General features: G+C 36.6%; 23 protein-coding genes. 6 read left to right on the top strand and 17 right to left on the bottom strand.

Annotated features, from left to right (window positions below; all coding sequences use genetic code 11):
• Positions 1-278: 278 nt before the first annotated feature.
• The 6 genes from ilvA to ACS127_RS13435 all read right to left on the bottom strand — a co-directional run bounded on the left by ilvA (position 279) and on the right by ACS127_RS13435 (position 7,114).
• A complete protein-coding gene (gene ilvA / locus ACS127_RS13460; RefSeq protein WP_440895552.1) occupies positions 279-1,538 on the bottom strand; it encodes a threonine ammonia-lyase IlvA in 1,260 nt (419 codons plus the stop codon).
• Positions 1,539-1,695: 157 nt separating this feature from the next.
• Positions 1,696-2,622, bottom strand: coding sequence for a manganese-dependent inorganic pyrophosphatase (locus tag ACS127_RS13455; protein WP_440895551.1), 927 nt, complete (start codon positions 2,620-2,622; stop codon positions 1,696-1,698).
• An 81-nt stretch (positions 2,623-2,703) separates the two neighbouring features.
• Positions 2,704-3,951: a glutamate-5-semialdehyde dehydrogenase gene (locus tag ACS127_RS13450; RefSeq protein WP_440895550.1), complete on the bottom strand. Its 1,248-nt coding sequence runs from the start codon at positions 3,949-3,951 to the stop codon at positions 2,704-2,706.
• 3 nt (positions 3,952-3,954) lie between these two features.
• Positions 3,955-5,067 carry a glutamate 5-kinase gene (proB, locus tag ACS127_RS13445; protein ID WP_440895549.1) on the bottom strand — a complete coding sequence of 371 codons (1,113 nt, stop codon included), beginning with the start codon at positions 5,065-5,067 and terminating at the stop codon, positions 3,955-3,957.
• A 394-nt stretch (positions 5,068-5,461) separates the two neighbouring features.
• Positions 5,462-5,992: a VanZ family protein gene (locus ACS127_RS13440; RefSeq protein WP_440895548.1), complete on the bottom strand. Its 531-nt coding sequence runs from the start codon at positions 5,990-5,992 to the stop codon at positions 5,462-5,464.
• 51 nt (positions 5,993-6,043) lie between these two features.
• Positions 6,044-7,114: a branched-chain amino acid aminotransferase gene (locus tag ACS127_RS13435; protein ID WP_440895547.1), complete on the bottom strand. Its 1,071-nt coding sequence runs from the start codon at positions 7,112-7,114 to the stop codon at positions 6,044-6,046.
• A 261-nt stretch (positions 7,115-7,375) separates the two neighbouring features.
• Between ACS127_RS13435 and ACS127_RS13430 the strand changes: the two genes are divergently transcribed.
• Positions 7,376-8,293 carry a LysR family transcriptional regulator gene (locus ACS127_RS13430; protein WP_440895546.1) on the top strand — a complete coding sequence of 306 codons (918 nt, stop codon included), beginning with the start codon at positions 7,376-7,378 and terminating at the stop codon, positions 8,291-8,293.
• A 19-nt stretch (positions 8,294-8,312) separates the two neighbouring features.
• Positions 8,313-8,837: a peptide-methionine (S)-S-oxide reductase MsrA gene (gene msrA, locus ACS127_RS13425; protein ID WP_440895545.1), complete on the top strand. Its 525-nt coding sequence runs from the start codon at positions 8,313-8,315 to the stop codon at positions 8,835-8,837.
• 98 nt (positions 8,838-8,935) lie between these two features.
• Here the strand turns inward: msrA and hisIE are convergent, their stop codons facing one another.
• The 7 genes from hisIE to ACS127_RS13390 all read right to left on the bottom strand — a co-directional run bounded on the left by hisIE (position 8,936) and on the right by ACS127_RS13390 (position 15,035).
• Positions 8,936-9,589 carry a bifunctional phosphoribosyl-AMP cyclohydrolase/phosphoribosyl-ATP diphosphatase HisIE gene (hisIE, locus tag ACS127_RS13420; protein ID WP_440895544.1) on the bottom strand — a complete coding sequence of 218 codons (654 nt, stop codon included), beginning with the start codon at positions 9,587-9,589 and terminating at the stop codon, positions 8,936-8,938.
• Complete coding sequence (hisF, locus tag ACS127_RS13415; RefSeq protein ID WP_440895543.1) at positions 9,579-10,337, bottom strand: imidazole glycerol phosphate synthase subunit HisF; 759 nt, start codon at positions 10,335-10,337, stop codon at positions 9,579-9,581. Before hisF ends, hisIE begins: the two co-directional genes overlap by 11 nt.
• Complete coding sequence (gene hisA / locus ACS127_RS13410; RefSeq protein WP_440895542.1) at positions 10,334-11,041, bottom strand: 1-(5-phosphoribosyl)-5-[(5-phosphoribosylamino)methylideneamino]imidazole-4-carboxamide isomerase; 708 nt, start codon at positions 11,039-11,041, stop codon at positions 10,334-10,336. Before hisA ends, hisF begins: the two co-directional genes overlap by 4 nt.
• Positions 11,042-11,422: 381 nt before the next feature.
• A complete protein-coding gene (gene hisB, locus ACS127_RS13405; RefSeq protein ID WP_440895541.1) occupies positions 11,423-12,010 on the bottom strand; it encodes an imidazoleglycerol-phosphate dehydratase HisB in 588 nt (195 codons plus the stop codon).
• Positions 12,011-12,030: 20 nt separating this feature from the next.
• Positions 12,031-13,314 (bottom strand): histidinol dehydrogenase, encoded by a 1,284-nt coding sequence (gene hisD, locus ACS127_RS13400; protein ID WP_440895540.1) that lies wholly within the window; start codon positions 13,312-13,314, stop codon positions 12,031-12,033.
• Positions 13,315-13,932, bottom strand: coding sequence for an ATP phosphoribosyltransferase (hisG, locus tag ACS127_RS13395; RefSeq protein WP_440895539.1), 618 nt, complete (start codon positions 13,930-13,932; stop codon positions 13,315-13,317).
• On the bottom strand, positions 13,929-15,035 hold the full coding sequence (locus tag ACS127_RS13390; protein WP_440895538.1) for an ATP phosphoribosyltransferase regulatory subunit: 1,107 nt from the start codon (positions 15,033-15,035) through the stop codon (positions 13,929-13,931). The genes hisG and ACS127_RS13390 overlap by 4 nt, the downstream gene beginning before the upstream one ends.
• Before the next feature lie 188 nt (positions 15,036-15,223).
• Here ACS127_RS13390 and hisJ point away from each other — a divergent pair, with 188 nt between their 5' ends.
• Positions 15,224-16,033 (top strand): histidinol-phosphatase HisJ, encoded by an 810-nt coding sequence (gene hisJ, locus ACS127_RS13385; RefSeq protein ID WP_440895537.1) that lies wholly within the window; start codon positions 15,224-15,226, stop codon positions 16,031-16,033.
• Positions 16,034-16,184: 151 nt separating this feature from the next.
• Here the strand turns inward: hisJ and ACS127_RS13380 are convergent, their stop codons facing one another.
• The 4 genes from ACS127_RS13380 to ACS127_RS13365 all read right to left on the bottom strand — a co-directional run bounded on the left by ACS127_RS13380 (position 16,185) and on the right by ACS127_RS13365 (position 21,922).
• Positions 16,185-16,652: a flavin reductase family protein gene (locus ACS127_RS13380; protein WP_440895536.1), complete on the bottom strand. Its 468-nt coding sequence runs from the start codon at positions 16,650-16,652 to the stop codon at positions 16,185-16,187.
• Positions 16,653-16,776: 124 nt separating this feature from the next.
• The gene (parC, locus tag ACS127_RS13375) at positions 16,777-19,224 is read right to left on the bottom strand and encodes a DNA topoisomerase IV subunit A (RefSeq protein ID WP_440895535.1); all 2,448 of its coding nucleotides are present in this window, start codon (positions 19,222-19,224) and stop codon (positions 16,777-16,779) included.
• Between the two features lie 110 nt (positions 19,225-19,334).
• Entirely contained in the window at positions 19,335-21,293 is a 1,959-nt protein-coding gene (parE, locus tag ACS127_RS13370; protein WP_440895534.1) for a DNA topoisomerase IV subunit B, read from the bottom strand.
• 218 nt (positions 21,294-21,511) lie between these two features.
• On the bottom strand, positions 21,512-21,922 hold the full coding sequence (locus tag ACS127_RS13365) for a CoA-binding protein (RefSeq protein WP_440895533.1): 411 nt from the start codon (positions 21,920-21,922) through the stop codon (positions 21,512-21,514).
• 209 nt (positions 21,923-22,131) lie between these two features.
• Here ACS127_RS13365 and plsY point away from each other — a divergent pair, with 209 nt between their 5' ends.
• From plsY to yidD, 3 genes are all read left to right on the top strand, one after another.
• Positions 22,132-22,719 carry a glycerol-3-phosphate 1-O-acyltransferase PlsY gene (gene plsY, locus ACS127_RS13360; protein WP_440895532.1) on the top strand — a complete coding sequence of 196 codons (588 nt, stop codon included), beginning with the start codon at positions 22,132-22,134 and terminating at the stop codon, positions 22,717-22,719.
• 283 nt (positions 22,720-23,002) lie between these two features.
• Positions 23,003-23,929 carry a GTP cyclohydrolase FolE2 gene (gene folE2 / locus ACS127_RS13355; RefSeq protein ID WP_440895531.1) on the top strand — a complete coding sequence of 309 codons (927 nt, stop codon included), beginning with the start codon at positions 23,003-23,005 and terminating at the stop codon, positions 23,927-23,929.
• A gap of 3 nt (positions 23,930-23,932) precedes the next feature.
• Positions 23,933-24,163, top strand: coding sequence for a membrane protein insertion efficiency factor YidD (yidD, locus tag ACS127_RS13350; protein ID WP_440895530.1), 231 nt, complete (start codon positions 23,933-23,935; stop codon positions 24,161-24,163).
• Positions 24,164-25,168: the final 1,005 nt, after the last annotated feature.

Below are 25,168 nucleotides of genomic sequence, written 5' to 3'. Positions count from 1 at the left end.
TAACGATTTACCAGAAGATGGGCACGTTCAGCTCCGAGCGTCAAGACTAGCTCGGGCTACCTTCAATTCACGACACAATAAAAAAGAATTGGCGACTGACAAGCTATAAGACACAGTCAGAACGATAGTCGCACGTATACCACTTAGTAAAAATAACATCGACTTGTAAGGTAATGATGCCCGACTAAAATCAACCTTTTCGTCTATCGTCGGCACCCCCAGCCAAGAACAGTAGTTATGTTGCTCCAGTTTTTACGTTTTCCAACAAGCTTTTCTAATTAGATGAGCAGCTGAAATAATTCCTGGTCCTTATTTAATTCAAGATAAGAAAAATCATGTTCCTCCATCCGCTTAATTAAAGGTTGATAATCTTGCTTATTTTGCAGTTCAATCCCTACGAGAACAGGACCACGGTCTCGATTGTTTTTCTTTGTATATTCAAATCTAGTAATGTCATCATTTTCGCCAAGTACCAGTGATAAAAACTCTCTCAATGCACCTGCTCGTTGAGGGAAACTAACGATAAAATAGTGTTTAAACCCTTCATAGATGAGGGATCGTTCTTTAATATCCTGCATCCGATCAATATCATTATTCCCTCCACTTACAATGACAACAACATTTTTTCCTTTAATTTCATCTTTATAATCATCTAACGCAGTTACTGGCATTGCCCCAGCTGGCTCTGCCACAATCGCATTTTCGTTGTATAAATCGAGCATGGTCGTACAAATTTTCCCTTCAGGAATCGTTGCAAATGAATCAACAACTTGTTTGGTAATCGCAAAGGAGAGATTACCTATTTGTTTAACGCTTGCTCCATCGACAAATTTATCGACTGAGTTAAGTTTAATAACTTTATCGGCTTTCAGTGATGCTTGCATAGATGCAGCACCTGCAGGCTCAACACCAATAACTTTCGTGTCTGGACTTATGCCTTTTATATAAGAACCGACCCCTGAGATAAGACCGCCTCCACCAACAGACATAAAGACATGTGAAATAGGCTGATCCATATCTTCTAGAATCTCTAAGCCAATCGTCCCTTGCCCAATAATCGTTCGGTAATCGTCAAAAGGATGGACAAAAGTCATATCATGAGCTTGACAGTATTGCTTTGATTCGTCAGATGCATCATCAAATGTATCACCTGTTAAGATAATATCAACGTATTCACCACCGAAAAAGGCCACACGATTAACCTTTTGTCTGGGTGTTGTTGTTGGCATGAAGATTTTCCCTTTTACTTTCATCGCTTGACATGAATAGGCGACTCCTTGAGCATGGTTTCCCGCGCTAGCACAAACAACACCTTTACTCATTTCTTCTTCTGTTAAGCTTTGCATAAAATGATAGGCTCCGCGAATTTTGAAAGAGCGAACGTCTTGTAAATCTTCTCTTTTTAAATAAACATTACACTTGTATTTACTAGATAAAATCGCATCTTTTTGTAGCGGTGTTCTTTTTACGACATCTTTAATTCTTTGATGCGCAATCATAATGTCTTTAATATCAATGGTTTGTAATGATTCACTCATGGTATAAATCCCTTCTTGTCACAAAATTTATCACAAATAATCGTCCGTAAAACTCGAAATAACCTCTATTAATTAAGGTTTCGATTTATCTCATCATATTGACTTTATCTCATTGAAATGAAAAGGCAACTCTTTTCTATAGTTGCCTCTTGGTAAATTAAGATAATATGTCAGTTAACTGAGGGACAATTTGTTTTTTACGTGAGACAACACCCGGTAATTCAACCTTATCATCAACTAGTTTGACATCAAACGCTTGGTTAATGGCGACAGATTGATCACCTAATCCAATAATGATCGAATTATTTGTTAAAATATCAGTAATCATTAAAACAAATAGATTGATTTTTTTAGTTTGAATGTGTTTAGCCATAACTTCTTTTATCTCTGCTTCTTTTATCAACAATTCACCGGGATCCACTGTATTAACTTGAGCAACTTCGACTAAACTTGACCCCATTTCAAATTGTTTGGCATCAAGAGACAATAATTCTTCAACAGACTTTCCACTTAAATCAGCCCCAGCTTTTAGCATCTCAAGTCCATAAGTGTCAAGATTAACACCAGCAATATCTGCTAATTCTTTAGCAGCAGCTATGTCTTCATCCGTACAAGTTGGAGATTTAAATAATAATGAATCAGAAATAATCGCTGATAACATCAGCCCTGCCATTTCTCTTCGAACTTCAACTTTATGCTCTTTAAATAGCTTATTCAAAATCGTTGCGGTACACCCTACTGGCTCTGCACGATAATAAAGTGGATCAGCTGTTTCAAAATTAGCAATTCGATGATGATCGATGACCTCTTTAACTTTAACTTGATCAATATCGCTCACACTTTGTTGTTTTTCATTATGATCTACTAGAATAACTTCATTCGTTTCATCAGCAACAGACGTTATCACTCTAGGTGCTGCTACGTTAAAATAATCAAGTGCGAATTGGGTTTCACTATTAAGTTCACCTAAAGCAACTGCCTCTGTATTTTCTCCTAGTTGATTCTTTAAATAACTATAAACAATCGCAGAAGCAATTGTATCGGTATCTGGATTTTTATGTCCGAATATCAATGTCTTGCTCACATTATCTCTCCTTCATCTTAAACACTAGATTTATATCCTTTTTATATTTTAACGTAAAAAACAATTTCTTTCATTAAAAAATTACTTTTTGTATTGACCGTCACCAAACAATTGATATTTTGTAGATGTTAATGCTTGTAAACCCATCGGTCCGCGGGCATGCAGTTTTTGTGTACTGATTCCAATCTCAGCCCCAAACCCAAACTCAAATCCATCGGTAAATCGAGTTGAAGCATTGTGATAAACACAAGCAGCATCCACTTCATTTAAAAATTGGATCGCATGATTATTTGAACGGGTTATAATCGCTTCTGAATGGTTGGTTCCATATTGATTAATATGTGCAATAGCCTCGTCTGTTGATTGAACAACTTTCATTGCAATTACCAGATCTAAATACTCTGTCTGCCAATCTTCTTCCGTTGCTCGAGTAACTGTTGGGTCCATCGACTTAACGGTTTGACATCCGTGAATGACAACATTTTCATTTTGTAAGGCTTGGATTAAAGCTTCACCATAGTGATCGAACCAATCACTGTGTATGAGTACTGTTTCAATGGCATTACAAACAGAGGGCCGCTGTGTTTTCGCATTGATCACAAGATCAATTGCCATTTGTTGATCAGCATCTTGATCAATATACATATGACAATTACCCGCACCTGTTTCAAGTACTGGAATCGATGATTTTTCAACCACCGTGGTAATTAACTTCTGGCTTCCACGTGGGATTAACACATCTAAATACTGATTCAAGCGGAATAATTTTTCAGCTGTTTCACGGCTGGTATCTTCAAGGAGTTGAACACTATCTATCGGTAATTTAGATTTTGCTAATGCGGTCCGGATCACTTTAACAATCGCCATATTCGAATCAATCGCTGATGAACTCCCACGCAGAATAACTGCATTCCCTGTTTTAAGACACAAAGCAGCTGCATCAACAGTCACATTAGGTCTTGCTTCATAGATGATTCCAATAACTCCAATCGGTACGGAAACCTTTTTAAGCTCAATTCCATTTTCAAGCTGCCAGCTATCAAGTACTTGACTGATTGGATCTGTTAGTTCAATCAATTGCAGCAAGGCATCACTGATATCTTTAATCCGTTCTGGCGTCAAACGAATCCGATCAATGACTGCATTTGAAAAATCATTTTGTTCGGCACGCTCAATATCCTTCACATTAGCTTTTAAAATACTTTCTTGCTCGATCAAGAGTTGCTCTGCAATTAAACGTAATGCTTGATTTTTATCTTCAGTCGAAGCATTTGAAAGGCTTGCACTTACCTGTTTCGCTTGTTTACCCATTTGTTCTAAACTGATCATTGCTTAACCTCCTAAAGTTAAAATTAAATTATTTCGATGAATCACTTCAGGTTTTTTACACCCGGTTAATGACATCGCTTCTTTACTACTTAACCCCTTTATTTGATTAATTTGCTTTGATGAGTAATTAACTTGGCCTTTTGCAATCCATTGCTTATTATAATAGATTTCAACCACATCATTTTGAACAAAGTAATTTTCGACTGCCAAGATGCCTGCCGCTAAAAGGCTTTTTCCTTCAGATAAAAGGGCATCCTTAGCACCATCATCAATCAGGATTTTTCCACTTATCTCTGAATGAAAAGCAATCCATTGCTTATGCTTTCTTACATGTGGTCGCTGTTTATCTCCAATATAGGTTCCATCACCATCCCCATTTAATATTTTTATTAAATTATCTTTTCCTTCCCCCTTACCAATAAAGCAATTGACACCTAATGTTGTTGCCATTTTTGCAGCCATTAATTTTGATTTCATTCCACCCGTACCGACTTTTGAACTTGAATCTTGACTCGTCTGTTCAATCAACTGTTCAGATACATAATTTATCAGTTGATAACGTGTCGCTTCATGATCCAGATCAGGATTTTTATTATAGATTCCGTTAATATCTGTTAACATAATTAAAGCATCAGCATTAACAAGACCGCTTACTAATGCCGAGAGCATATCATTATCCCCAAAAGTTAATTCATCGATAGCAATTGAATCATTCTCATTAATAATGGGTAAGACACGTCGTTTCAATAATTCTGTTATCGTTTGATAACTATTAGAAAACTGCATTTCATGTGAAAAGCTTTCTCTGGTTAATAATAATTGAGCGGTCACATAACCATATTGTTTAAAGATATGATTATAAGCTTCAATTAATAATCCTTGCCCCACTGCAGCCGCTGCTTGTTTACCTGCTACAGTAACTGGGCGACTGGAATAGCCTAAATCACGAAAACCTGCTGAAATAGCACCTGACGATATCAAAATCACTTCAACACCACTATCCATTAAATGTGCAATCGCCTGACTGTGTGCTGCTAATTTTCCGACTGATAAGGTACCATCTGCCTGGGTTAATGAACTGCTCCCTATCTTTACAACAACACGCTTTTGCTTCATCTGTATAACCTTCTTTCAAGACTAACCTATATTTGCAGATCATGCTTTTCAAAACACTTTAATCTAATGTATTAATAAAAAACCGTTTTCCGACCATTACAAACTTATGTAATGGACGAAAAACAGTTCTCCGCGGTACCACCATTTTTGATAAAAAACTTATCCTCTTGATTATTGATAACGCTCTTCACCAGAGCGGTTAGGCTATCTAACAATTCTAAAAACAGGTTTCAATAAAGAGTGGTAATAGTGGAATGTTTCAGCCTGTGCACTCCATTCTCTTATCTTACGTCATTTATTTACTTGATCTTTATCACTATTGTTTGGATATAAGATTGATTCTATTATCTACAAGCAAATACATCGTGTCAAGTGATTTGTCAGAAAAATCAGTTCATTTATTAAGCCGCCGCTTTGAAGCTATTCCCCTAAATATTATATAGCCTAAGATAGCTCCAGTTGTATTAAAAACGAGATCATCAACAGTGGCGCGCCGATCTAAGGTAAACAATGCTTGGAAAAGTTCAATTGATAATGAACATAAAAAACCAGTGAAAACCAGCCAAAAGAAATTTTTTGATCTTTTGAATATGAGTGGAGTAAGTATTCCGAATGGAATAAACATCAAAACATTCCCACTAGAATAAAGCAATTGTAAATGTAAATATCCATCAGCCATATGTCTTAATTGATAAAATAACTGTTTATCGAAAAAGAAAGCTCGCGGACCCATAAAAGGTAACTGTAAAGAAAAAGGATGTACTGTTAAATAAATAACAGTTAAAATATAAATCACAAATACGTGTACAAGTACTTCATGATAAAGTTTGACGGCTTTTCTTTTTCTAAACAGGTTGGATGCCCTAATGATTATCCAAATTGAATAACCGATTAGCAAAAATAAAATAAACCCTTGTCCAAACATTAACTTCTTCCTTTTACTTTGGAATTTTCCCTTTATTGAATGGTGAGAAGACTAAATCTTATCAATCCAGCCAAACGTGTCTTCAAGGTTCCCATACTGAATCCCTGTTATTGTATCATACAATCTTTTAGAAATTTCACCTGTTTGATGATCATTGATAACCAGTTTGTTGTCATTACAGCTTAATTCACCAATTGGAGAAATAACTGCAGCTGTTCCGGCACCAAAAGCCTCTTCTAAACGCCCTTCTTGATGTGCTATTTCAATTTCTTCAACCGAAATCCTTCGTTCAGTAACAGGAATATTCCAATGTTTTAATAGTTGAATAACGGATTTTCGGGTAACACCAGCAAGTATACTACCATTTAAAGCTGGCGTAATCACTTCTCCATCAATTTTAAAGAATACATTCATACTACCGACTTCTTCAATATATTTCTTTTCATAACCGTCTAGCCAAAGCACTTGGGAAAAACCATTTTGCTCAGCTTTTTCTTGAGCAATTAAACTTCCAGCATAATTACCAGCCGTTTTCACTTCACCGGTTCCGCCTTTTATTGCACGAATATATTCACTTTCAACAGCAATTTTAATCGGGTTAATCCCTTCTTTATAATACGAACCTACAGGAGATAAAATGATAATAAACTTATATTGCTTTGCAGGTGCAATACCTAAGAAAGGCTCAGTAGCAATAATAAACGGACGAATATAAAGTGAGGTTCCTTCAGCATTTGGAATCCAGTCTTTTTCGAATTTAACCAGCTCTTTAATCGCACCTAAAGCAAGTTCCGGGTCTATTTGCGGGATACACATCCGTTCATTAGAGCGATTCAATCTCTTTATATTTTCATCTGGACGAAATAGTTGAATCTCGCCATCAGCGGCTGCATATGCTTTTAATCCTTCAAAGACAGTTTGCCCATAGTGAAAGATCATTGATGCAGGATCAAGTGTAATGGGTTGGTAAGGAATAATTTGCCCATCATACCATCCTTTTTGATGATGATATTCCATCACAAACATATGATCAGTAAAATACTTACCGAACGTTAATTGATCACTCAATGGTTTTGGTTTTTTGGTCATCACTTCTGACACAGTAAAATTAAATTGGCTCATGTCCTTCCCTCAATTCATATAATTAATAGTTATTTTTCTATAATATATCTATTCTATTACTTTTTACTAGTAGATGACAAGCTCTTTTTATGAAAATTCTAAAAATATAAATAATTATCAAACTAATTAACAGATAGACCATTGTCGAATTTGTAAAACATCGCTATAATATAATGAAACTTGAGTCATTTGTCAGAGTCGATTCATCTATTATCAAAGACGCTAATCAAAAGACAGCTCAATAACAAGGGGGGGATGTAAATGGAATTTAGACAATTAAAATACTTTATAGAAGTGGCTGAGCGTGAGCATATGTCTGGAGCAGCTGACCATTTACACGTTGCTCAGTCGGCGATTAGTCGACAAATTACTAATTTAGAAAAAGAATTAGGCGTGCAATTATTTGAACGTAAAGGACGAAATGTTAAATTGTTACCGATTGGAAAGTTATTTTTAACCCATGCCAAAGAAGCTATTAAAGCGATTGATTATGCCAAAGAACAAATGGATGAGTATATTGATCCCAAAAGAGGCACAGTTAAAATTGGTTTCCCTACTAGCTTAGCAAGTAGTTTGCTTCCGCAACTTCTATCTGAATTTAAAGTCGCCTATCCAGACATTAACTTTCAATTACGCCAAGGAACTTATCATTTTTTAATAGAAGCTGTCAAACAACGAGAATTAAACCTTGCATTTATTGGTCCTGTTATCACAGACGACCCCCTAATTAACGGTCATACGCTTTTCTATGAAAAGATGTATTTGCTCATTCCTAACCAACATCGGCTGGCTAAGCGAAAAAGTATTTATTTAACAGAATTGAAAGAAGAAGATTTTGTTTTATTTCCAAAAGGCTATATTTTTGAAAAGCTTGTTGTCGATGCTTGTTACTCGGTTGGCTTTGAACCACACGTAACGACTCAAGGTGAAGATTTAGATGCAATTAAAGGAATGGTTGCAGCTGGTATTGGTATTACGATATTACCAGAAAGTGCAATTGGTGAATTTCAATCACATTATACAGTTAAAATTGCGATAAGTAGTCCAGATTTAAGGCGTAGTGTTGGGATCATTACACCTAAACATCGTAAGATAGCCCCCTCAGAAAATGTTTTTTTTCAATTTTCACAGGACTATTTTGAAAAAAATCATCCGATGAGTGATGATGATCTAACCTAAAATGTAGGAGTTGTAAACGATGAGTAGTAAACAAGTAGCGACATTCGCAGGAGGGTGTTTCTGGTGCATGGTAAAACCATTTGATCAATGGCCTGGTGTTGAGTCTGTTATATCAGGTTTTATGGGTGGGCACACTGAGCATCCTACATATCAACAAGTAAAAAATGAAGACACGGGTCATTATGAAGTTGTTCAAATCACATATGATCCCAAGCAAATAACTTACCAAAAAATATTATCACTCTATTGGCCACAAATTGATCCTACTGATCCCAATGGACAATTTCATGATCGTGGTTTACAGTATCGAACAGCGATATTCTATCATAATGAAAATCAACAAAAACTAGCTTTAGCATCAAAAAAAGAACTCGAAGAGAGTGGTCGCTTTAATAAACCTATTGTGACAAAGATTTTACCAGGTTCCAACTTTTACCCAGCAGAATCACACCACCAAGACTATTATAGGAAAAATAAAGTCGATTATGAAAAGGATCGGCAATTATCTGGACGCGATCAGTTTATTAAACAAAATTGGAGCTAAACAACAGGGCAGGACTTTCCCACATCCACTGCCCTGTTATTTTATTGCATTATTATTTTAATAGGTTTACATAATATAATTATGGTAAACTTGAACCCCTACCACTCTTCAATTTCGGAACGATCACCTTTACTATTTGACTTTTTACTAAAACGTTGTGTTAATTCGGTTTTAATCTCTGTTAAATTAAGCTCTTGTTGTTCCATTAGCACAAATATATGATAGACTAGATCACTTATTTCTAAAATAAGTTCTTTGCGGTCATTATTTTTAGCTGCAATGACAACTTCACCAGCTTCTTCAATGACTTTTTTGCTAATTTTATCAATCCCTTTATCAAATAAATAATTGGTATATGAGCCTTCAACTCGGCTTTGTCTCCGATCCCTAATTTCTTCTGACAGATGTTCAAAAATTGTATCGCTGTCGTTTTGCTGCAGATCAGTTTCTTTAATTGAGTTAAAGAAACATGTTTTGGCACCAGTATGACAAGCGGGACCATTAGGAAGAACTTCAATCAGTAATGTATCTTGGTCACAATCAAGTTTTATCGAAACAACCTTTTGTGTGTTGCCAGACGTTTCCCCTTTATGCCATAATGATTCACGTGAACGTGAATAAAACCATGTTTCATTCGTTGCACACGTTTTTTGATAAGCTTCTTCATTCATATACGCTAACATTAGTACTTCTTTCGTTTTTGCATTAACAATAATTGCCGGAATTAATCCTTTTGAAAAATTAGGCTTCACGAATCGACACTCCATTTTCTTTACATAGTTGTTTAACTTCTTTAACCGTATATGTTCCTTCGTGGAAAATCGATGCTGCTAGAGCAGCTGCCACATCAGTTTTTTGAAAAGCTTCAACAAAATCATCAGCTGAGCCAACACCGCCTGAAGCGATAACAGGAATATCTACTGCATCAACAATCGCTTTCGTTAAATCAAGGTCAAAGCCCGATTTGACACCATCTCGATCCATACTCGTTAATAATATTTCTCCTGCGCCTCTTTTGACTACTTCTTTTGCCCATTTAATCGCATCGATCTCAGTATCTTTCATTCCACCACGGGTCATGACATGCCAGTTTCTACCTATTTGTTTAGCATCAATGGCAATGATTATTCGCTCGGAGCCAAATTGAGTCACACTTTTATCGATCAGTTCAGGATGATTAACAGCAGCTGAATTGATACTAACTTTATCCGCCCCTGCATTAAGAACATCTGAAATATCATGTATAGAACTTATTCCTCCTCCAACACTTAATGGAATGGAAATAGCCTTTTTCACTTGTTTAACAAGGTCCAATTTCGTTTGTCTAGCTTCATTAGTTGCTGTGATATCTAATAAAACAAGTTCATCTGCCCCTTCATCTGAATAGGTTTTAGCCATTGTCACTGGATCACCTAATTCTTTTAAAGAGACAAAATTGGTTCCTTTAACAACACGCCCATCTTTGGTATCTAAACAGGGAATAATTCGTTTAATCTTCATATTTGACGTGCCCCTTTTAATGTAATTTTCTTTTGATAAATGGCCTTGCCAACAATCGCTTCTTCAATACCAATCTGAGCAACAGCTTTAATATCATCATAGTGGCTAATGCCGCCTGAAGCAACAATCTTACAGCTAACAGCCTGATTTAAAACCTTTAATTGGTCTAAATTGGGCCCAGACATTGTCCCATCTTTTGAAATATCTGTAAATACAATCGTTTGAATCCCTAAGCCTTCTATCTTTTTAGCAAATTCAATATAATCAACTGTTGATACCGTTTCCCAGCCATGTGTGGCTACCTTCCCATTTTTAGCATCAATCCCTACGACAATTGCTTCAGGGTATTTAGCTATCGCTTGTTTTAAAAATGTTAGATCTTCTATTGCCGCTGTTCCAATCACTAATCGACTAGCACCGCTATTCATTAACTGATCAACTGTATCCATGGAACGAATACCGCCGCCGATTTGAATTGGAACTGAAGACTTTTTACAAAGTTGTTCAATTAACTGATATTGTCTTTTGGTTTGATCACGAGCACCATCTAAATCAACAATATGAATCAGCTCTGCTCCATCTTCGATGAAATGATCCAATTGCTTAATTGGATCATCAGCCACTTGCTCCGTTTGATTGAAATCACCTTGATAAAGCCGAACACACTTCCCATTTATGAGATCAATAGCCGGTATTATTTTCATTTCAAAACTCCTCGTATATTATGTTTAGACGATATTTTTTTCGCCCATTATTCCTCATTAAACATTTAATTTTCACTTTGAACTCGTGTAATAGTCTTAAGTTTTATGCACATTAACTCCGTTGCTTTACTTCAGAGTGGATCTTCGGACTCGTGCTGGGACTGGGGCTGCGATTACTTGTCCCACCGAATCCATTTGTTCCCGTAGGAGTCGCCACCTTTCGTTTCAAGTAACTCGATTACTGCTTTACCCTTAAAGATTATATGGGACGTTCCGAGATATTCCTATATAATAGTCTTAGGATCATTTGGGACCATTCTTTCACTCCCTGCAGATATAACCGCAGGTCTTTTAAATCATTCTGTCTTTGATTTATGACACTTACTCAATTAGTCCCTTGGTTGAATTAATTCCATCAATTTCAGGATTGACTTGGATGGCTTCACCTAATGCCCTACCTAGTGCTTTAAAAATAGCTTCAATTTTATGGTGTGTATTTATCCCATAAAGAACACGAGCATGCAAGGTAATTCCGGCATGAACCGAAAAAGATTGTAGAAATTCCCGAACTAATTCTGTATCAAAAGTGCCTACTTTTTGATTAGTTAGATCTGCATCAAATACTAAATAAGGACGTCCACTTATATCAAGGGAGACAAAACCTAATGCTTCATCCATTGGCACGTATGATGTCCCATATCGATTGATTTGTTTCTTATCGCCTAAGGCTTCTTTAATCAGCTGTCCCATGACAATACCTACATCTTCCACAGTATGATGGCTATCCACTTCTAAATCACCATTTGCTTTGACAATTAACCCAAATCGACCATGTTTAGCAAATAAAGTTAGCATATGATCAAAAAAACCGACCCCGGTATTGATTTTAACAGGTTCCGGATCATCTAAAGAAACCGTTACTTCAATCTCTGTTTCAAATGTTTTTCTTGCTTTTGTTGCTTCTCTCATTTTTTCTCCTCATTTCATCTTCACTCATTTATTAATCGTTTCGATACGGCACGAGCATGCCCAGATAGTTGCTCCTCTTCAGCAATGGTCATCACATCATCAGCTGCTTGTTGTAACGCTTTTTCAGTATAATATAGAAAGGTTGTTTTCTTAACAAAATCATCGACAGATAGACCGGACGAAAATTTTGCCGTCCCAGATGTCGGAAGAACATGGTTAGGACCAGCATAATAGTCGCCAAGTGATTCCGGTGTATAGTGTCCTAAGAAAACTGAACCGGCATGCTTGACATAGCCAAGATAACTTAATGGATCATCTAATTGGATCTCTAAATGCTCTGGTGCTAATTGATTAGCTAAGCGGAAAGCTTCTTCAATGTTGTCAACCTTGATAAGTCCGCCATAATCTCTTAATGCAGCTGAAGCAATTTCAGTTCGCGGTAGGTCAGCGAGCTGTGTTTTAAGCTCTATTTCAGTTGCTTTAATTAACTGATCTGAAGGGGTCAAAAGAAAGGATCTAGCCAATATATCATGCTCAGCTTGAGCAATTAAATCGGCAGCTACATAAGCAGGATTGGCTGTGTCATCAGCAATAATGGCAACTTCTGATGGGCCAGCAATCATGTCAATCCCCACATCACCATAAACAAGCGCCTTTGCTGCAGCCACATAAGCATTGCCTGGACCGACAATTTTATCAACAGAAGTGATTGTTTCAGTTCCATAAGCAAGAGCTGCTATCGCTTGAATTCCACCAATTTTATAAATAGTGGTCACTCCACAAATATCAGCGGCTACTGATAAGATCGGTTCAATTTGCTCTCCGTTTCGTGCAGGTGTTACCATGACGACTTCTTCAACTCCGGCTAAAATGGCGGGAATGGCATTCATAAAAACGGATGATGGATAGCATGCTGTTCCTCCTGGCACATAGAGGCCCACTTTTTCAATCGGTAGATAAAGTTGACCTGAAACAATATCTGGTTCATTTCGCATGAACTTTGACTCATTTAATTGTTTAGTATGAAACTTTTTAATGTTTTCAGCAGCACGTTCTAAAGCCTTAATTGTTTTCGAACTTACTTTTTCCCATGCTTGTTTTCGTTCTTGATCTGTTACTAAGTAGCTATCTGGTACTCTGCCATCAAATTTCTCTACATACTTATCTAGTGCTTTATCGCCCTCTTGCTGAATAGCGGTAATGACTTCTTTGGCGACTTGATAAGCTTGATCAGATTGTAAACTCGTCTTTTTTTGTTCAGTTAACCGTTGTTCAAATTCTTCTGCCTGATAAATCGGTATCAACTAAAGCGCCTCCTTTTGCTTTAACGAATCAATAATTGTCCTTAACTGCTCACGTTTAATTTTTAATGAGGATCGATTAGCGATTAAACGTGCACTAAAATATAAAAATTCTTCATCAACAATAAGTCCATTTTCTTTTAATGTTGTTCCTGTTTCTACGATATCAACAATGCCATCAGCTAAACCTAAGATTGGGGCTAATTCCACCGAACCTTCTAATTTTATGATATCAACAGATTCCCCCTTTGCTTTAAAAAATGCCTTTGTTATATTCGTATATTTACTTGCCATTGTTTTCTTCTGATCAGGCCAATCTTTCCCCTTTTCTTTAGCAACAGCCATATGACATTGCCCAAAAGGGAGCGGAAATAAATCATAAACGTCTGGTTGAAACTCTGCTAAGATATCACCGCCAACGATACCTAAGTCAGCAATACCGTACTGGACATAAGTTGTGACATCTACTCCTTTCGCAAAAATAAATTCAAATTGCTCTGTTTTGACCCGTAATTTCCTTCCTTTTTCTACAAGTGGTTCGATATCATAGCCTTGCGAAGCAAAAAAAGTTAAAAATTGCTTTTCTAATCTGCCTTTAGTAAGGGCGATCACTGGTTTCATGGTTCCACCTCATCTTGAACATTAATAATCTCATCATATCTGTGCTCTTTTGGCAGTTGATAGAGAATATCAACCTGAGCATTAGGAAAGTTAATCCGCATTTGTTCAGCTTTCACATGTGTCTTTGGTGAAGCTAATAAACAAACTTGGGCCTTTTTTGGTTCTGCTGCAATCACCGATGTCAATACATCGACATAAAAGGCTAATCCAACGGCAGAAATATCTTTATCAAATTGTGCATAAAGTCGATCATATCGACCACCAGAAAAACAAATGGCTCCAGTTTTCTTCAAATAACCACTAAACATTGTCCCACTGTAGTAGCGTAATTTTCTAACACTGCCAAGATCCACAATCACATCTTGAACTCCGAGCTGTTCAAGTGATGTCATCAGCTGTTCTAAGTGGTTAATAATCTCAACCAACTCTTCTGAATGTTCCCAATGACGTCGATATTCAGTTAAAATCTCTTTATTCCCATAAGCTTGAATCAACTCAATTAAACGATTAGCTATTTGCTTACTTCCCTTTTTCATAGCCATTTGATAAACAACATCTTCTTGCTTATCATTCATCGCGACTCGTAACTGCTCTTCTTCTTCCACATTGAGCCCTAATGGCTGAACCATATCATCAAAAATACCGGTATGACCTAATTCAATTACATATCCCTCAATAGATAGTGCCTCCAATACATCTACTGCGGTAAAAAGAGTTTCCATTTCACCAAGCAATAAATCTGTTCGAATAATTTCAATCCCTGCTTGCTGACTTTCAATTCCGTTTACATTGTTTTGAAAAACAGAGCCTTGATAAAACCATTTAAAATGACTTGGGTTTTTAGTTAATAAAGCTCGTGCAATTGCTGTCGTCCAGTCCGCTCGTAAAACTTCAATGTTTCCTTCTCGATCAAACCATTTTAATAGTTTATTAAACGCCATACCAACATGAGGGTTGGTAAAGGTTTGGGCATATTCAACAACTGGTGTTTCAATGGCTTTATAATTTCTCTGTTGTACGACTTTTCTGAAAATTCGATTGACTTTTGCTTGGTGATTTAGTTTTTCACCCATCTTATCTTGACTTCCTGCTGGTAAAAACATAAACTCACTTCCATCCTTTTCGCTTTATCGCTTTACTACGATAAAGTGTTTTGTTATACTCTACATGTTCGATTTGAAAATGTCAATAGTTTCTTTAGTTTTTTACTGATTAGTTATATGATAGATGCTATAAGGAGAAAACAAGAGCAATTTGAAAATATTTTAACTATATAGAGGGAGAAATTAATATGAACTTTTTCGGTGACTATCACATACATACCCCTTTTTGTCCACATGGTTCAAACGATGTTTGGGAGCAATATATTTTAAAAGCGATTGGCCTGGGCATGAAAGAAATTAGTTTTACTGAACACGCCCCGTTACCACAATCATTCACTGATCCTGTGCCTGAACAAAACAGTGCCATGGAGTGGGGGCGTTTACAGTCTTATCTAGATCAAGGCAATGATTTAAAAGCGAAATATCAAGATCAAATCAAAATTAACATTGGCTTTGAAGTTGATTTTATTGAGGGTTTTGAAAGTGAAATAAAAGGTTTTTTAGATCAATATGGTGAATACATGGATGATGCCATTTTATCCGTTCACATGCTGAGAACAACTAAAGGAGAATATGTCTGTATAGACTATAGTGCTGAGCTTTTTTCAAATATTATTGCAGACTTTGGTTCAATTGAAGCGGTTTATCAAGCTTATTATCATACGATTAAATTGGCACTCGAAGCAAATCTAGGTGATTATAAGCCAAAGAGAATCGGTCATTTAACCTTAATTGAAAAGTTTGCTAAGAAGTTTCCAGCAGATTTTGATCCTTTAAAAGATATGGACCAGCTTCTACATTTAATTCATCAGAAAAATTATTCATTAGATTTGAATACAGCTGGCTTATATAAACCAGATTGTCTATCAATCTATCCAAATGAGATCATTACCAAAAGAGCAAGTGAATTAGGAATTCCACTTATACCAGGTTCAGATAGTCACGAAGCTGCAACAATTGCCCGTGGCTTTACCCAAATTAGACAATACCTATCCTAATCAAACCATGATTGAAGGACTTTTGCTGACACACTTATAATTTGACTTATTTTAAAATATAAAAGCGGCCGGAACGTTAAGCTCCGCCGCTTATTTAATGAATGACTCTGTAATACGGGGTGACATACAGTATAGGTCGTTCCATTAAGAACTATTTGAGTTCTCGATATTGACCATTGTAATAGATTAATGGCTCCCCTTCTTTTACTTCAATATGATTAACTTTGGCAATATATATGGTATGGTCACCCGCTACAACTTCGGATTCCTTTTCACAAACTAATTGTACAAGTGCATTAGGAAGTACCGGGGTTTGCTCAAGATAGTCAAATGTAATCGTCTGGTTTGTTTGTTTTTGATTAGCGAAAATCATTGAATAATCCTGTTGATCTTCAGCAAGTACACTAATGCCAAATTGATCAGCCTCAGTTAGAACATCTATGATTGATGCTTGATTTCGTAGAGAAATAGCAATTAGAAACGGATCTAATGATAAAGACATAAAGGCATTAACGGTTAACCCTTTTACAGCTTTATGTGCTTTACTCATTGCGCTTACAACCGTGATTCCAGTAGCAAAATGACCCATGGCTTGACGGAATAGCTTCGAATCAGTCATTAATAAAACTCCTCTTTTAAATAAAATTATTCTAAACATATCATGAAAGTGAATAAAACTAAAATAAACTGCTTATCAAATCGGCCATGATAAGCAGTCTTTGTGATTATTTGGTGTGAAAATACTAATCATATTTAAAAGGTGTCCGATAGGTGACTTCTTTCCAAACACTTGTTACTTCACCTAACTCATCTGTATCTAAAACAAATGAACCATTACTATAACGATCACTAATACTTAATTCCATAGGATGCATTGTCAATCGATCTCCTGACTCAGTTAAAATGATTACTTTTTGATCTGGATAGACTTCGACAAAGCCGGCCACACGATGTGGTTTTCCTTTTAATTCACGAAGCATGACTTGACCGCGATTTGTTCTGGTTGATTGTTCAAATTCTGTCATCTGCATCCGTTTCATTGCGCCACGTTGTGTGACAAGAGCAAAGTGTGTTTCATCTTGCTCTCCTTCAAGTACAAGACCAGCAACAACATATTCATCTTCTTTCAGCTTTATCGATTTAACCCCAGCTGCACGTGGACTAACAGGAGTTACATCTGCTTCATTATAACGTAATCCATACCCCCGATTAGAGACCACAAATAGATCTTGTAAACCATTGGAGATGGAGACATTAATCACTTGATCGTCTTCTTTCACATTCACAGCCACAAGTGGTCTAAAAAAGCGTTGTGCTTCGTATAAATTTAGTTCGCTTCGTTTGACCATCCCATTTCTAGTAAAGAAAACTAAATATTGTGGCGCCGAAAAATCACGGATTGGAATTGCCTTAATAACCTTCTCTCCTTGATCAATATTTGCCAGGTTAGATAAATGCTGAGCCAAGTCTTTCCACTTAATCTCTGGGAGCATATGAACAGGTGCAAAAATATATCTACCTTTATTGGTAAATATTAATAAAGAATCCGTTGTATTGATTTCAAATAGACTAACGAGATGATCGCCTTCCTTAATTGCAAAATCTTCGCCATTTGATGCCGTATAAGACCTGAGGCTTGTCCGCTTAACATAACCATCATGTGTAATGGAGACGAGTACATCTTCACTTGCGACCGTTACCTCTAAGTTAATTTTCAACTCCTCTACTTCTGACTCAACTGAAGTTAACCGAGGAGTACCAAATTTCTTTTGTATCTCTTTTAAATCCTTTTTGATCACTTTGGTTAATTTTTTTTCATCAGTAATAATTTGATTTAATTTTTCAATCGTTTTACTTAATTGAATGGCTTCTTTTTCTAATTGGGTCACATCGGTATTTGTTAGACGATACAACTGTAAGCTTACAATTGACTCTGCCTGTGCCTCAGTAAAACCAAACTGTTGTTCAATTCTTACTTTGGCATCTGCCTTATTTTGACTTGAACGAATCGTTTTAATTAATTCATCCAAGACAGAAATGGCTTTAATTAGTCCTTCAACAATGTGAGCACGATCTTTCGCTTTCTTTAAATCAAAATGGGACTGGCGAAGGACAACTTCTTTTTGATGGGCAATATATGCTTCTAATAATTGAGCTAAATTCAATTGTTTCGGTGCACGATCTTTAATCGCAACCATATTAAAATGATACGACACTTGTAAATCAGTGTTTTTATACAAGTAATTCAATACACCATCACTATCTGCCTCTTTTTTAAGTTCAATGATGATTCTCATCCCAGTTCGATCGGTTTCATCTCGTACTTCCGCAATGCCTTCAACTTTACGATCGAGTTTTAATTCATCAATTTTCTTAACTAAATTTGCTTTATTCACTTCATACGGGATTTCGTTGATAACGATTTGTTCACGTCCACCACGCATAGCAGTAATTTCTGCCCGACCTCGAACAATAATCTTTCCTTTACCAGTTTGATAGGCTTGTTTTAACCCTTCTTCACCCTGAATGATGCCACCGGTTGGGAAATCTGGACCCTTAATAATTTGCATCAATTCTTCAATTGTCGCATCAGGTTGATCGATTTTCTTTATGACAGCATCAATCACTTCAGTTAAGTTATGTGGAGGAATATCTGTTGCATAACCTGCTGAAATCCCAGTTGATCCATTAACAAGTAAGTTCGGAAAACGAGCTGGTAAAATAACAGGTTCTTCTAGTGAATCATCAAAATTAGGGATGTAATCGACTGTTTCTTTATCAATATCACGAAGAAGTTCAGTCGATATGGCTGACAAACGTGCTTCAGTATAGCGCATCGCAGCGGGCGGGTCACCATCAATACTTCCATTATTACCGTGCATTTCCACTAACGGATTGCGCATTTTCCAATCAGCACTTAATCGAACCATTGCATCATAAACAGAGGTATCACCATGTGGGTGATAATTCCCAATAACTGTTCCTACAGTTTTAGCTGATTTACGAAAATTTTGATCGTGGGTATTTTTTTCTTTATACATCGCGTATAAAATTCTTCGTTGGACAGGTTTTAACCCATCTCTTGCATCTGGCAAAGCACGATCTTGAATAATATATTTACTATAACGACCAAAACGATCGCCAATAACTTCTTCTAAGGATAAATCTAAATAATTTTCCGTTGACGACAAAATACTTCCTCCTTTAAAAAACTCCCATTCGTTCATTCTTTATTTGCTCATGGGTGTACTGATTTCAACATTCCCATCGCAAAAATGGATACTATCTTAACATGTAAAGATCAACTGTGGATATTCTCATTATCAATAATGTTTGTTTCTTCATCTAAACCAAAAGCTACATTTGTTTCAATCCATTTTCGTCTAGGTGAAACCTTATTCCCCATCAATGTCGTCACTCGTCGCTCAGTTCTAGCAAAGTCATCAATTGTAACCCGTATTAACATACGCGTCTCTGGGTTCATCGTTGTATCCCATAATTGATCAGCATTCATCTCGCCTAATCCTTTATATCGCTGCAAAGTATAGCCTGTCTTTAGTTTTTTCGTGACTTGCTGCATCTCTTCTTCATTCCAGGCATAATGAATTTGCTCATTTTTTCCTTTTCCTTTAGAAATTTTGTACAAAGGAGGTAGAGCAATATAAACCTTACCGGCCTCAACAAGTGCCCGCATATAGCGGTAGAAGAAGGTTAATAATAAAACTTGAATATGTGCACCATCAGTATCGGCATCGGTCATAATAATGACTTTATCATACTGAACATCTTCTAGATTGAAGTCTCCAGCAACACCAGCGCCAATGGTATGGATAATCGTCGATATTTCCTCATTTTTTAAAATATCTTCAATTTTTGTCTTTTCAGTATTAACAACTTTTCCACGCAAAGGTAAGATCGCTTGAAACTTACGATCGCGACCTTGTTTAGCTGAACCACCAGCAGAATCTCCCTCGACTAAGTATAATTCATTACGATCAGGTTTGCGTGATTGAGCAGGGGTTAACTTCCCACTAAGCAAAGCGGCTTTACGTTTTTTGTTTTTTCCAGATCTTGCATCTTCTCTTGCTTTACGGGCCATTTCTCTTGCTTCTCTTGCTCGTAGTGCTTTCTTCAGTAGCATTGTCGATGTGTTTGCATTCTCTTCAAGAAAATAAGCCAAATGCTCTGACACAATGGTATCAACAGCAGATCTTGCTTCAGTTGTTCCAAGTCTTCCTTTTGTCTGTCCTTCAAATTGTAATTTTTCTTCAGGAATTCGTACCGATACAATCGCTGTGAATCCCTCACGAATATCGTTACCCTCAAGGTTTTTATCTTTTTCCTTTAAAAGATTATTTTTCCGAGCATATTCATTAAATACTCGCGTAACGGCAGCCTTAGCACCAGATTCGTGAGTCCCTCCATCTTTAGTTCTGACACTGTTAACAAAAGATAGCATGTTTTCGGCATAACCGTCATTAAATTGAAAAGCAAAATCCACTTCAATATCTTGTTGAGTGCCTTCGAAGTTAACGACTGAATGAAGCGTATCCTTTTCCTCGTTCAAATATTCAATAAATGATTTTAAACCATCTGGATATTGATAAACATCTGTTATTCCTTGTCTTTGATCGTTTAGGACAATTTCAATACCTTTTAATAAAAACGCAGCTTCTCTTAAACGTTCAGACAAGTTTCCAAATTGAAAGGTCGTTGTTGAAAAAATAGTTGTATCTGGTTTAAACCTGATAGTTGTCCCAGTTTTTTTAGTTGTTCCAATTTGTTTTAACGTGCTAGCAGCCATGCCGCCATTGATAAAGGTTTGTTCCATTATCTTGCCATCTCGATGAATGGTGACGATAAGCTCTTCTGATAGAGCATTAACGACTGAGGCACCAACACCATGTAAACCACCAGCTGTTTTATAACCACCTTCGCCAAATTTGCCGCCAGCATGAAGGACTGTCAAAATAACTTCTGGTGTAGATTTTCCAGATTGGTGTAAACCAATCGGCATCCCTCGACCTTGATCGGTAACAGAAATACTATTATCTTCATGGATTGTAACCGTAATTTTTTCACCAAATCCAGCTAATGCTTCATCAACGGCATTATCAACAATTTCATAGACAAGATGGTGCAAACCTCTTGCATCAGTAGAACCTATGTACATACCAGGTCTTTTTCGAACAGCTTCCAGTCCTTCTAATACTTGAATCGATTCATCTGTATATAATGATTCTTGATTACTCAAACTCATCTTTCCCTTCTATATCGTACAACATTAAACTTCTAAATGTTATTATACTTGATCATTACCTAAAATTCGCTTATTTTTTTATCACTCACCCAAGTCAGGAAAAATGAACTAAAATTAATGAGGATAATTAATCCTGACCGCTCGATTTAACAAGCTTAACTAAACAGAAATCTATTTCTACTTAGTTAAGCCGTCAAATCAACGACTTAATCGAGGATTTATTTTAATGTTGAATAAGCCACTTTAATGCAAAGATCCATCACAATATCGAAATCATCATGATATTCTTGATAAACCTCTTCGTCATAAACACCTTGTTGTGCCCAAAGCACTTTTGCTTTAATTTCTTTTGTTTCTGCAGCAATCTCCTTAAGGAACTCTGATCTTCGAAATACATTAACAATATCCACTGGTTCCGGAATAGCAGTCAAGCTCGGATAAGCCTTTTCCCCTAAAACTTGATCAACCTTAGGATTGACAGGAATGATTTTAAATCCATAACCTTGCATGAGTTCGCTTATTTGATAAGACGTTCTTTCCGGCTTATCTGACAAACCAACAACAGCTATTGTTTTTGCTTCATCAAATATTTTCTTTAACGTGGTTTGATTTGGATGATACTCTTTCACTGTGCTCAACTCCTTTTTATAATTGGTCTGTAATCTTTAGTGTACGATTAATTAGCTAATTTGGTCAAATAGAATTACTAAAAATAAGCAATTTCTTTAAAAATGACAGCAGAATTTAGTACCAGCTCATAAATAGTTTTACAATTCAATAAATCGTGTTAAAATAAGAACATTCTATTACTGTATTAAAGAAAAGAGGAAGAAAATAAATGTGGACTTATTTATTATTTATCGTCATTGCTTACCTACTCGGCTCAATACCGTCGGGATTAATCATTGGGAAGCTATTTTATAAAACGGATATTCGTGAGCATGGGAGTGGCAACTTAGGTGGAACCAATACATTTCGTGTTTTAGGTAAAAAAGCTGGTATTATCGTCACATCAGCGGACATTTTAAAAGGTACCCTTGCTGCCTCAATCCCATTCATCTTTAATCAGCCAGAATTAAGTCCATTAATTATTGGTATCTTTGCTGTTATCGGGCATATGTACCCCATATTTGCTCATTTTAGAGGGGGTAAAGCAGTGGCTACCTCGGGCGGTCTGATCTTGGGTGTGAATCCATTGCTCTTCTTTATCATTTTAATCAGCTTCTTTATCGTCCTTTATCTGAGCAAATATGTTTCCTTATCTTCAATGGTGACCGGAATTATTGCTATAATCACAACCCTTATCCTTAGAGAATATGGACTGTTGATTGTGACAAGTATCTTAACGCTATTTATCTTTTATCGACATCGAGCGAATATAAAGCGAATTATCAATAAAACCGAACCCAAAATAACCTGGCTTTAACTCGAAAAGCTTAAACAAATGGTTTAAATTAAAGATTTCACTCACCCGATTTGAAGCAGTTTTACTCTATTTTCCCGCTAAAATATCGGGTTTTTTGCTACTCAAGTTAACTGAAGCCATCTCCACACAAAAACAAATTTGTTATTTGGAGAAGCGTGTCAACACTATTTTATATCAGATTTACTTCATAAAATCAATATACTTAAGAAAACAAAAGAATTGAATCATTTTAGAATGTTCAGTATACTTTGTACTAGTTGTTGATGCGAAAGGGGATTCCTCTATGAATAAAGATCATATAAACCAACGTATAATGCCAAATAAAGCAGAGCGCCATCGCTTATTTGGCTCAGTAGAACCTATTGAAAAGACAAAGCCGGAAACTAAAGAAGCTATGGCTGATTTACAAAATAAACAGGCAGATTTTCTATTTAAATTAGATGCAGTCGGGATAACGAATGTCAAACATCCGATTCAAATAAATAGTCAACTCATGCCAAATCAACAATCATCAATTGGAAGCTTTACTTTTTCCTCTACTGTTGCGCAAAATAATAAAGGCACAAATATGAGTCGATTTACTGAACAATTACATGACTTTTATCAAAATAATTTGTTGACACTCGATTTAAAAAATCTTAAACAATTGACCAAACAATTGGCTAAACGGTTAAAAACATCAGATGCAAAACTCGAGGTTCAAGTTCCATGGTTTTTTGAACGTAAAGGTCCAAATTCTGAATTAACAGGACTCAATCATGCTGATTTAATGATAGCGATCAACTATCAGGAACCTAATCAATTTGACATTAAGGTTGGCTTAACAGGAACAATAACTACTCTTTGCCCTTGTTCAAAAGAAATTAGCGAGTATAGTGCTCATAATCAGCGCGGAGAAGTTCATATGGAAGTTGAGCTGATCGAAGCTTTTGATGAATCAACTATCGATTGGAAAGCACTCTTGTTAGAAGCAGCTGAAAGTAACGCAAGTGCTCGTATTCACCCTGTCTTAAAACGGCCTGATGAGAAAATTGTTACTGAACAAGCTTATGAAAATCCAAGATTTGTTGAGGATATGGTTCGCTTAGTCGCTGCTGATCTATACGAATCTAATCAAATTGTTGCTTTTCATGTAAGCTGCCAAAACCATGAATCCATTCACTTACATGATGCAATTGCATCAATTACCTTTGATAAGCGGTTGGAATAATCCATGAAACGTATATTATTAGCCATTATCCGTTTTTATCAGGATAAGATTAGTCCAATGACAGCGCCGAGCTGTCGCTTTCATCCGAGCTGTTCAGAGTATGGTAGAATCGCCATTACTAGATTTGGTGCTTTTAAAGGGCTTAGATTAACCATTGTTCGGATTTTAAAATGCCACCCTTTTCACCCTGGAGGATATGATCCAGTACCTGAAAAGAAAATAAGTCAAAAATAAGATTAAAATCATAAAGGCTCCCACTTCAATCAATTAACCAAAATCATGAAGTGGGAGTTTCTAATGAAACTTTATCATAGATAACCGCCCGTAAAACTCGGGGCAACAACGGGTTTCGATGGAGCGAGTAACCGCACTAAGGAAAACTACGGAGCTTTACACCGCAAGAATAAGTGGTTTTCTTATTCTGAGTCCCACGATGTTGGTCACACAGGTGTTACCACACGATGTGGTGGTTTTAGCCTGTAGTCCTTCGAATAGAGAAAGAAAATGAATCTATATAGGCGGGAGATACAGGTGAGCTAATGTCCTGATTCACTTGGGCCAACACGATGTTGGTCACATAAGCGTTTTCGCAGGACGCGAAGACGTTAGCTTGTGTTCCTTAACAATCAGTGGGAGCTAGGGGAACGCAGATTAAAACCGTCACCTCCTGGGACTGCGATTACCAATGTTGTCAGGTTAATAAGATCGATTAAGTAAATCCATTTCAAAATGATAAATAGCATGCTAAGATTCAAATATTAAGGGTCGGTGCTTTCCACTACAGGTGGATGCTTTCCGCGGAGATGGTTTCAGCTAACTTTTGTAGCCTAATGCGCTACAAAAGTGGATCTTCAACTCATCTTATTTCCGCTGGAGTCACCACCTTTCGTTCCAATCACCTAAGTGGATCTGTTGTATGAGTGAATCCTATTTTAATTTGGTTTATATTGATTTGTATTTTCTTCCATCCAAATAAGAAAATGATGGAATGGAATCGAGTATCAACTTTAATACAAATGAAAGTAAAACCAGCTAGCGAAGGAAAAACACGCAGACTCCTCGAAAATAAAAGGCCATTTTCTTCGTGCGATGTTTCGCTGACGATGCTTTCCTTGTCCTGTGGGAAAAGCGTGAGCTTGAGATCCACTTTGACAAGTGTTTTTTGCTTGGCAAAGTTAGCTCAAGGCAGGCTAACTTCGTCACGTCGTGTGACAAAGCCTGCATGACCTACGTCCTGTA

Source organism: Amphibacillus sp. Q70, from assembly GCF_052055485.1.
Lineage (GTDB): Bacteria > Bacillota > Bacilli > Bacillales > Amphibacillaceae > Amphibacillus.
This window is presented reverse-complemented; position numbering and strand designations above follow the sequence as displayed.

What these genes read in the sequence shown, in the direction of transcription:
- ilvA (WP_440895552.1), bottom strand. Translation starts at nt 1,538, where the DNA reads ATGAGTGAATCATTACAAACCATTGATATTAAAGACATTATGATTGCG.
- hisA (WP_440895542.1), bottom strand. Translation starts at nt 11,041, where the DNA reads ATGAAAATAATACCGGCTATTGATCTCATAAATGGGAAGTGTGTTCGG.
- proB (WP_440895549.1), bottom strand. Translation starts at nt 5,067, where the DNA reads ATGAAGCAAAAGCGTGTTGTTGTAAAGATAGGGAGCAGTTCATTAACC.
- hisB (WP_440895541.1), bottom strand. Translation starts at nt 12,010, where the DNA reads ATGAGAGAAGCAACAAAAGCAAGAAAAACATTTGAAACAGAGATTGAA.
- ACS127_RS13450 (WP_440895550.1), bottom strand. Translation starts at nt 3,951, where the DNA reads ATGATCAGTTTAGAACAAATGGGTAAACAAGCGAAACAGGTAAGTGCA.
- ACS127_RS13430 (WP_440895546.1), top strand. Translation starts at nt 7,376, where the DNA reads ATGGAATTTAGACAATTAAAATACTTTATAGAAGTGGCTGAGCGTGAG.
- yidD (WP_440895530.1), top strand. Translation starts at nt 23,933, where the DNA reads ATGAAACGTATATTATTAGCCATTATCCGTTTTTATCAGGATAAGATT.
- parE (WP_440895534.1), bottom strand. Translation starts at nt 21,293, where the DNA reads ATGAGTTTGAGTAATCAAGAATCATTATATACAGATGAATCGATTCAA.
- hisG (WP_440895539.1), bottom strand. Translation starts at nt 13,932, where the DNA reads ATGAAACCAGTGATCGCCCTTACTAAAGGCAGATTAGAAAAGCAATTT.
- ACS127_RS13440 (WP_440895548.1), bottom strand. Translation starts at nt 5,992, where the DNA reads ATGTTTGGACAAGGGTTTATTTTATTTTTGCTAATCGGTTATTCAATT.
- ACS127_RS13390 (WP_440895538.1), bottom strand. Translation starts at nt 15,035, where the DNA reads ATGTTTTTACCAGCAGGAAGTCAAGATAAGATGGGTGAAAAACTAAAT.
- msrA (WP_440895545.1), top strand. Translation starts at nt 8,313, where the DNA reads ATGAGTAGTAAACAAGTAGCGACATTCGCAGGAGGGTGTTTCTGGTGC.
- hisJ (WP_440895537.1), top strand. Translation starts at nt 15,224, where the DNA reads ATGAACTTTTTCGGTGACTATCACATACATACCCCTTTTTGTCCACAT.
- plsY (WP_440895532.1), top strand. Translation starts at nt 22,132, where the DNA reads ATGTGGACTTATTTATTATTTATCGTCATTGCTTACCTACTCGGCTCA.
- ACS127_RS13380 (WP_440895536.1), bottom strand. Translation starts at nt 16,652, where the DNA reads ATGACTGATTCGAAGCTATTCCGTCAAGCCATGGGTCATTTTGCTACT.
- folE2 (WP_440895531.1), top strand. Translation starts at nt 23,003, where the DNA reads ATGAATAAAGATCATATAAACCAACGTATAATGCCAAATAAAGCAGAG.
- ACS127_RS13435 (WP_440895547.1), bottom strand. Translation starts at nt 7,114, where the DNA reads ATGAGCCAATTTAATTTTACTGTGTCAGAAGTGATGACCAAAAAACCA.
- hisF (WP_440895543.1), bottom strand. Translation starts at nt 10,337, where the DNA reads ATGAAGATTAAACGAATTATTCCCTGTTTAGATACCAAAGATGGGCGT.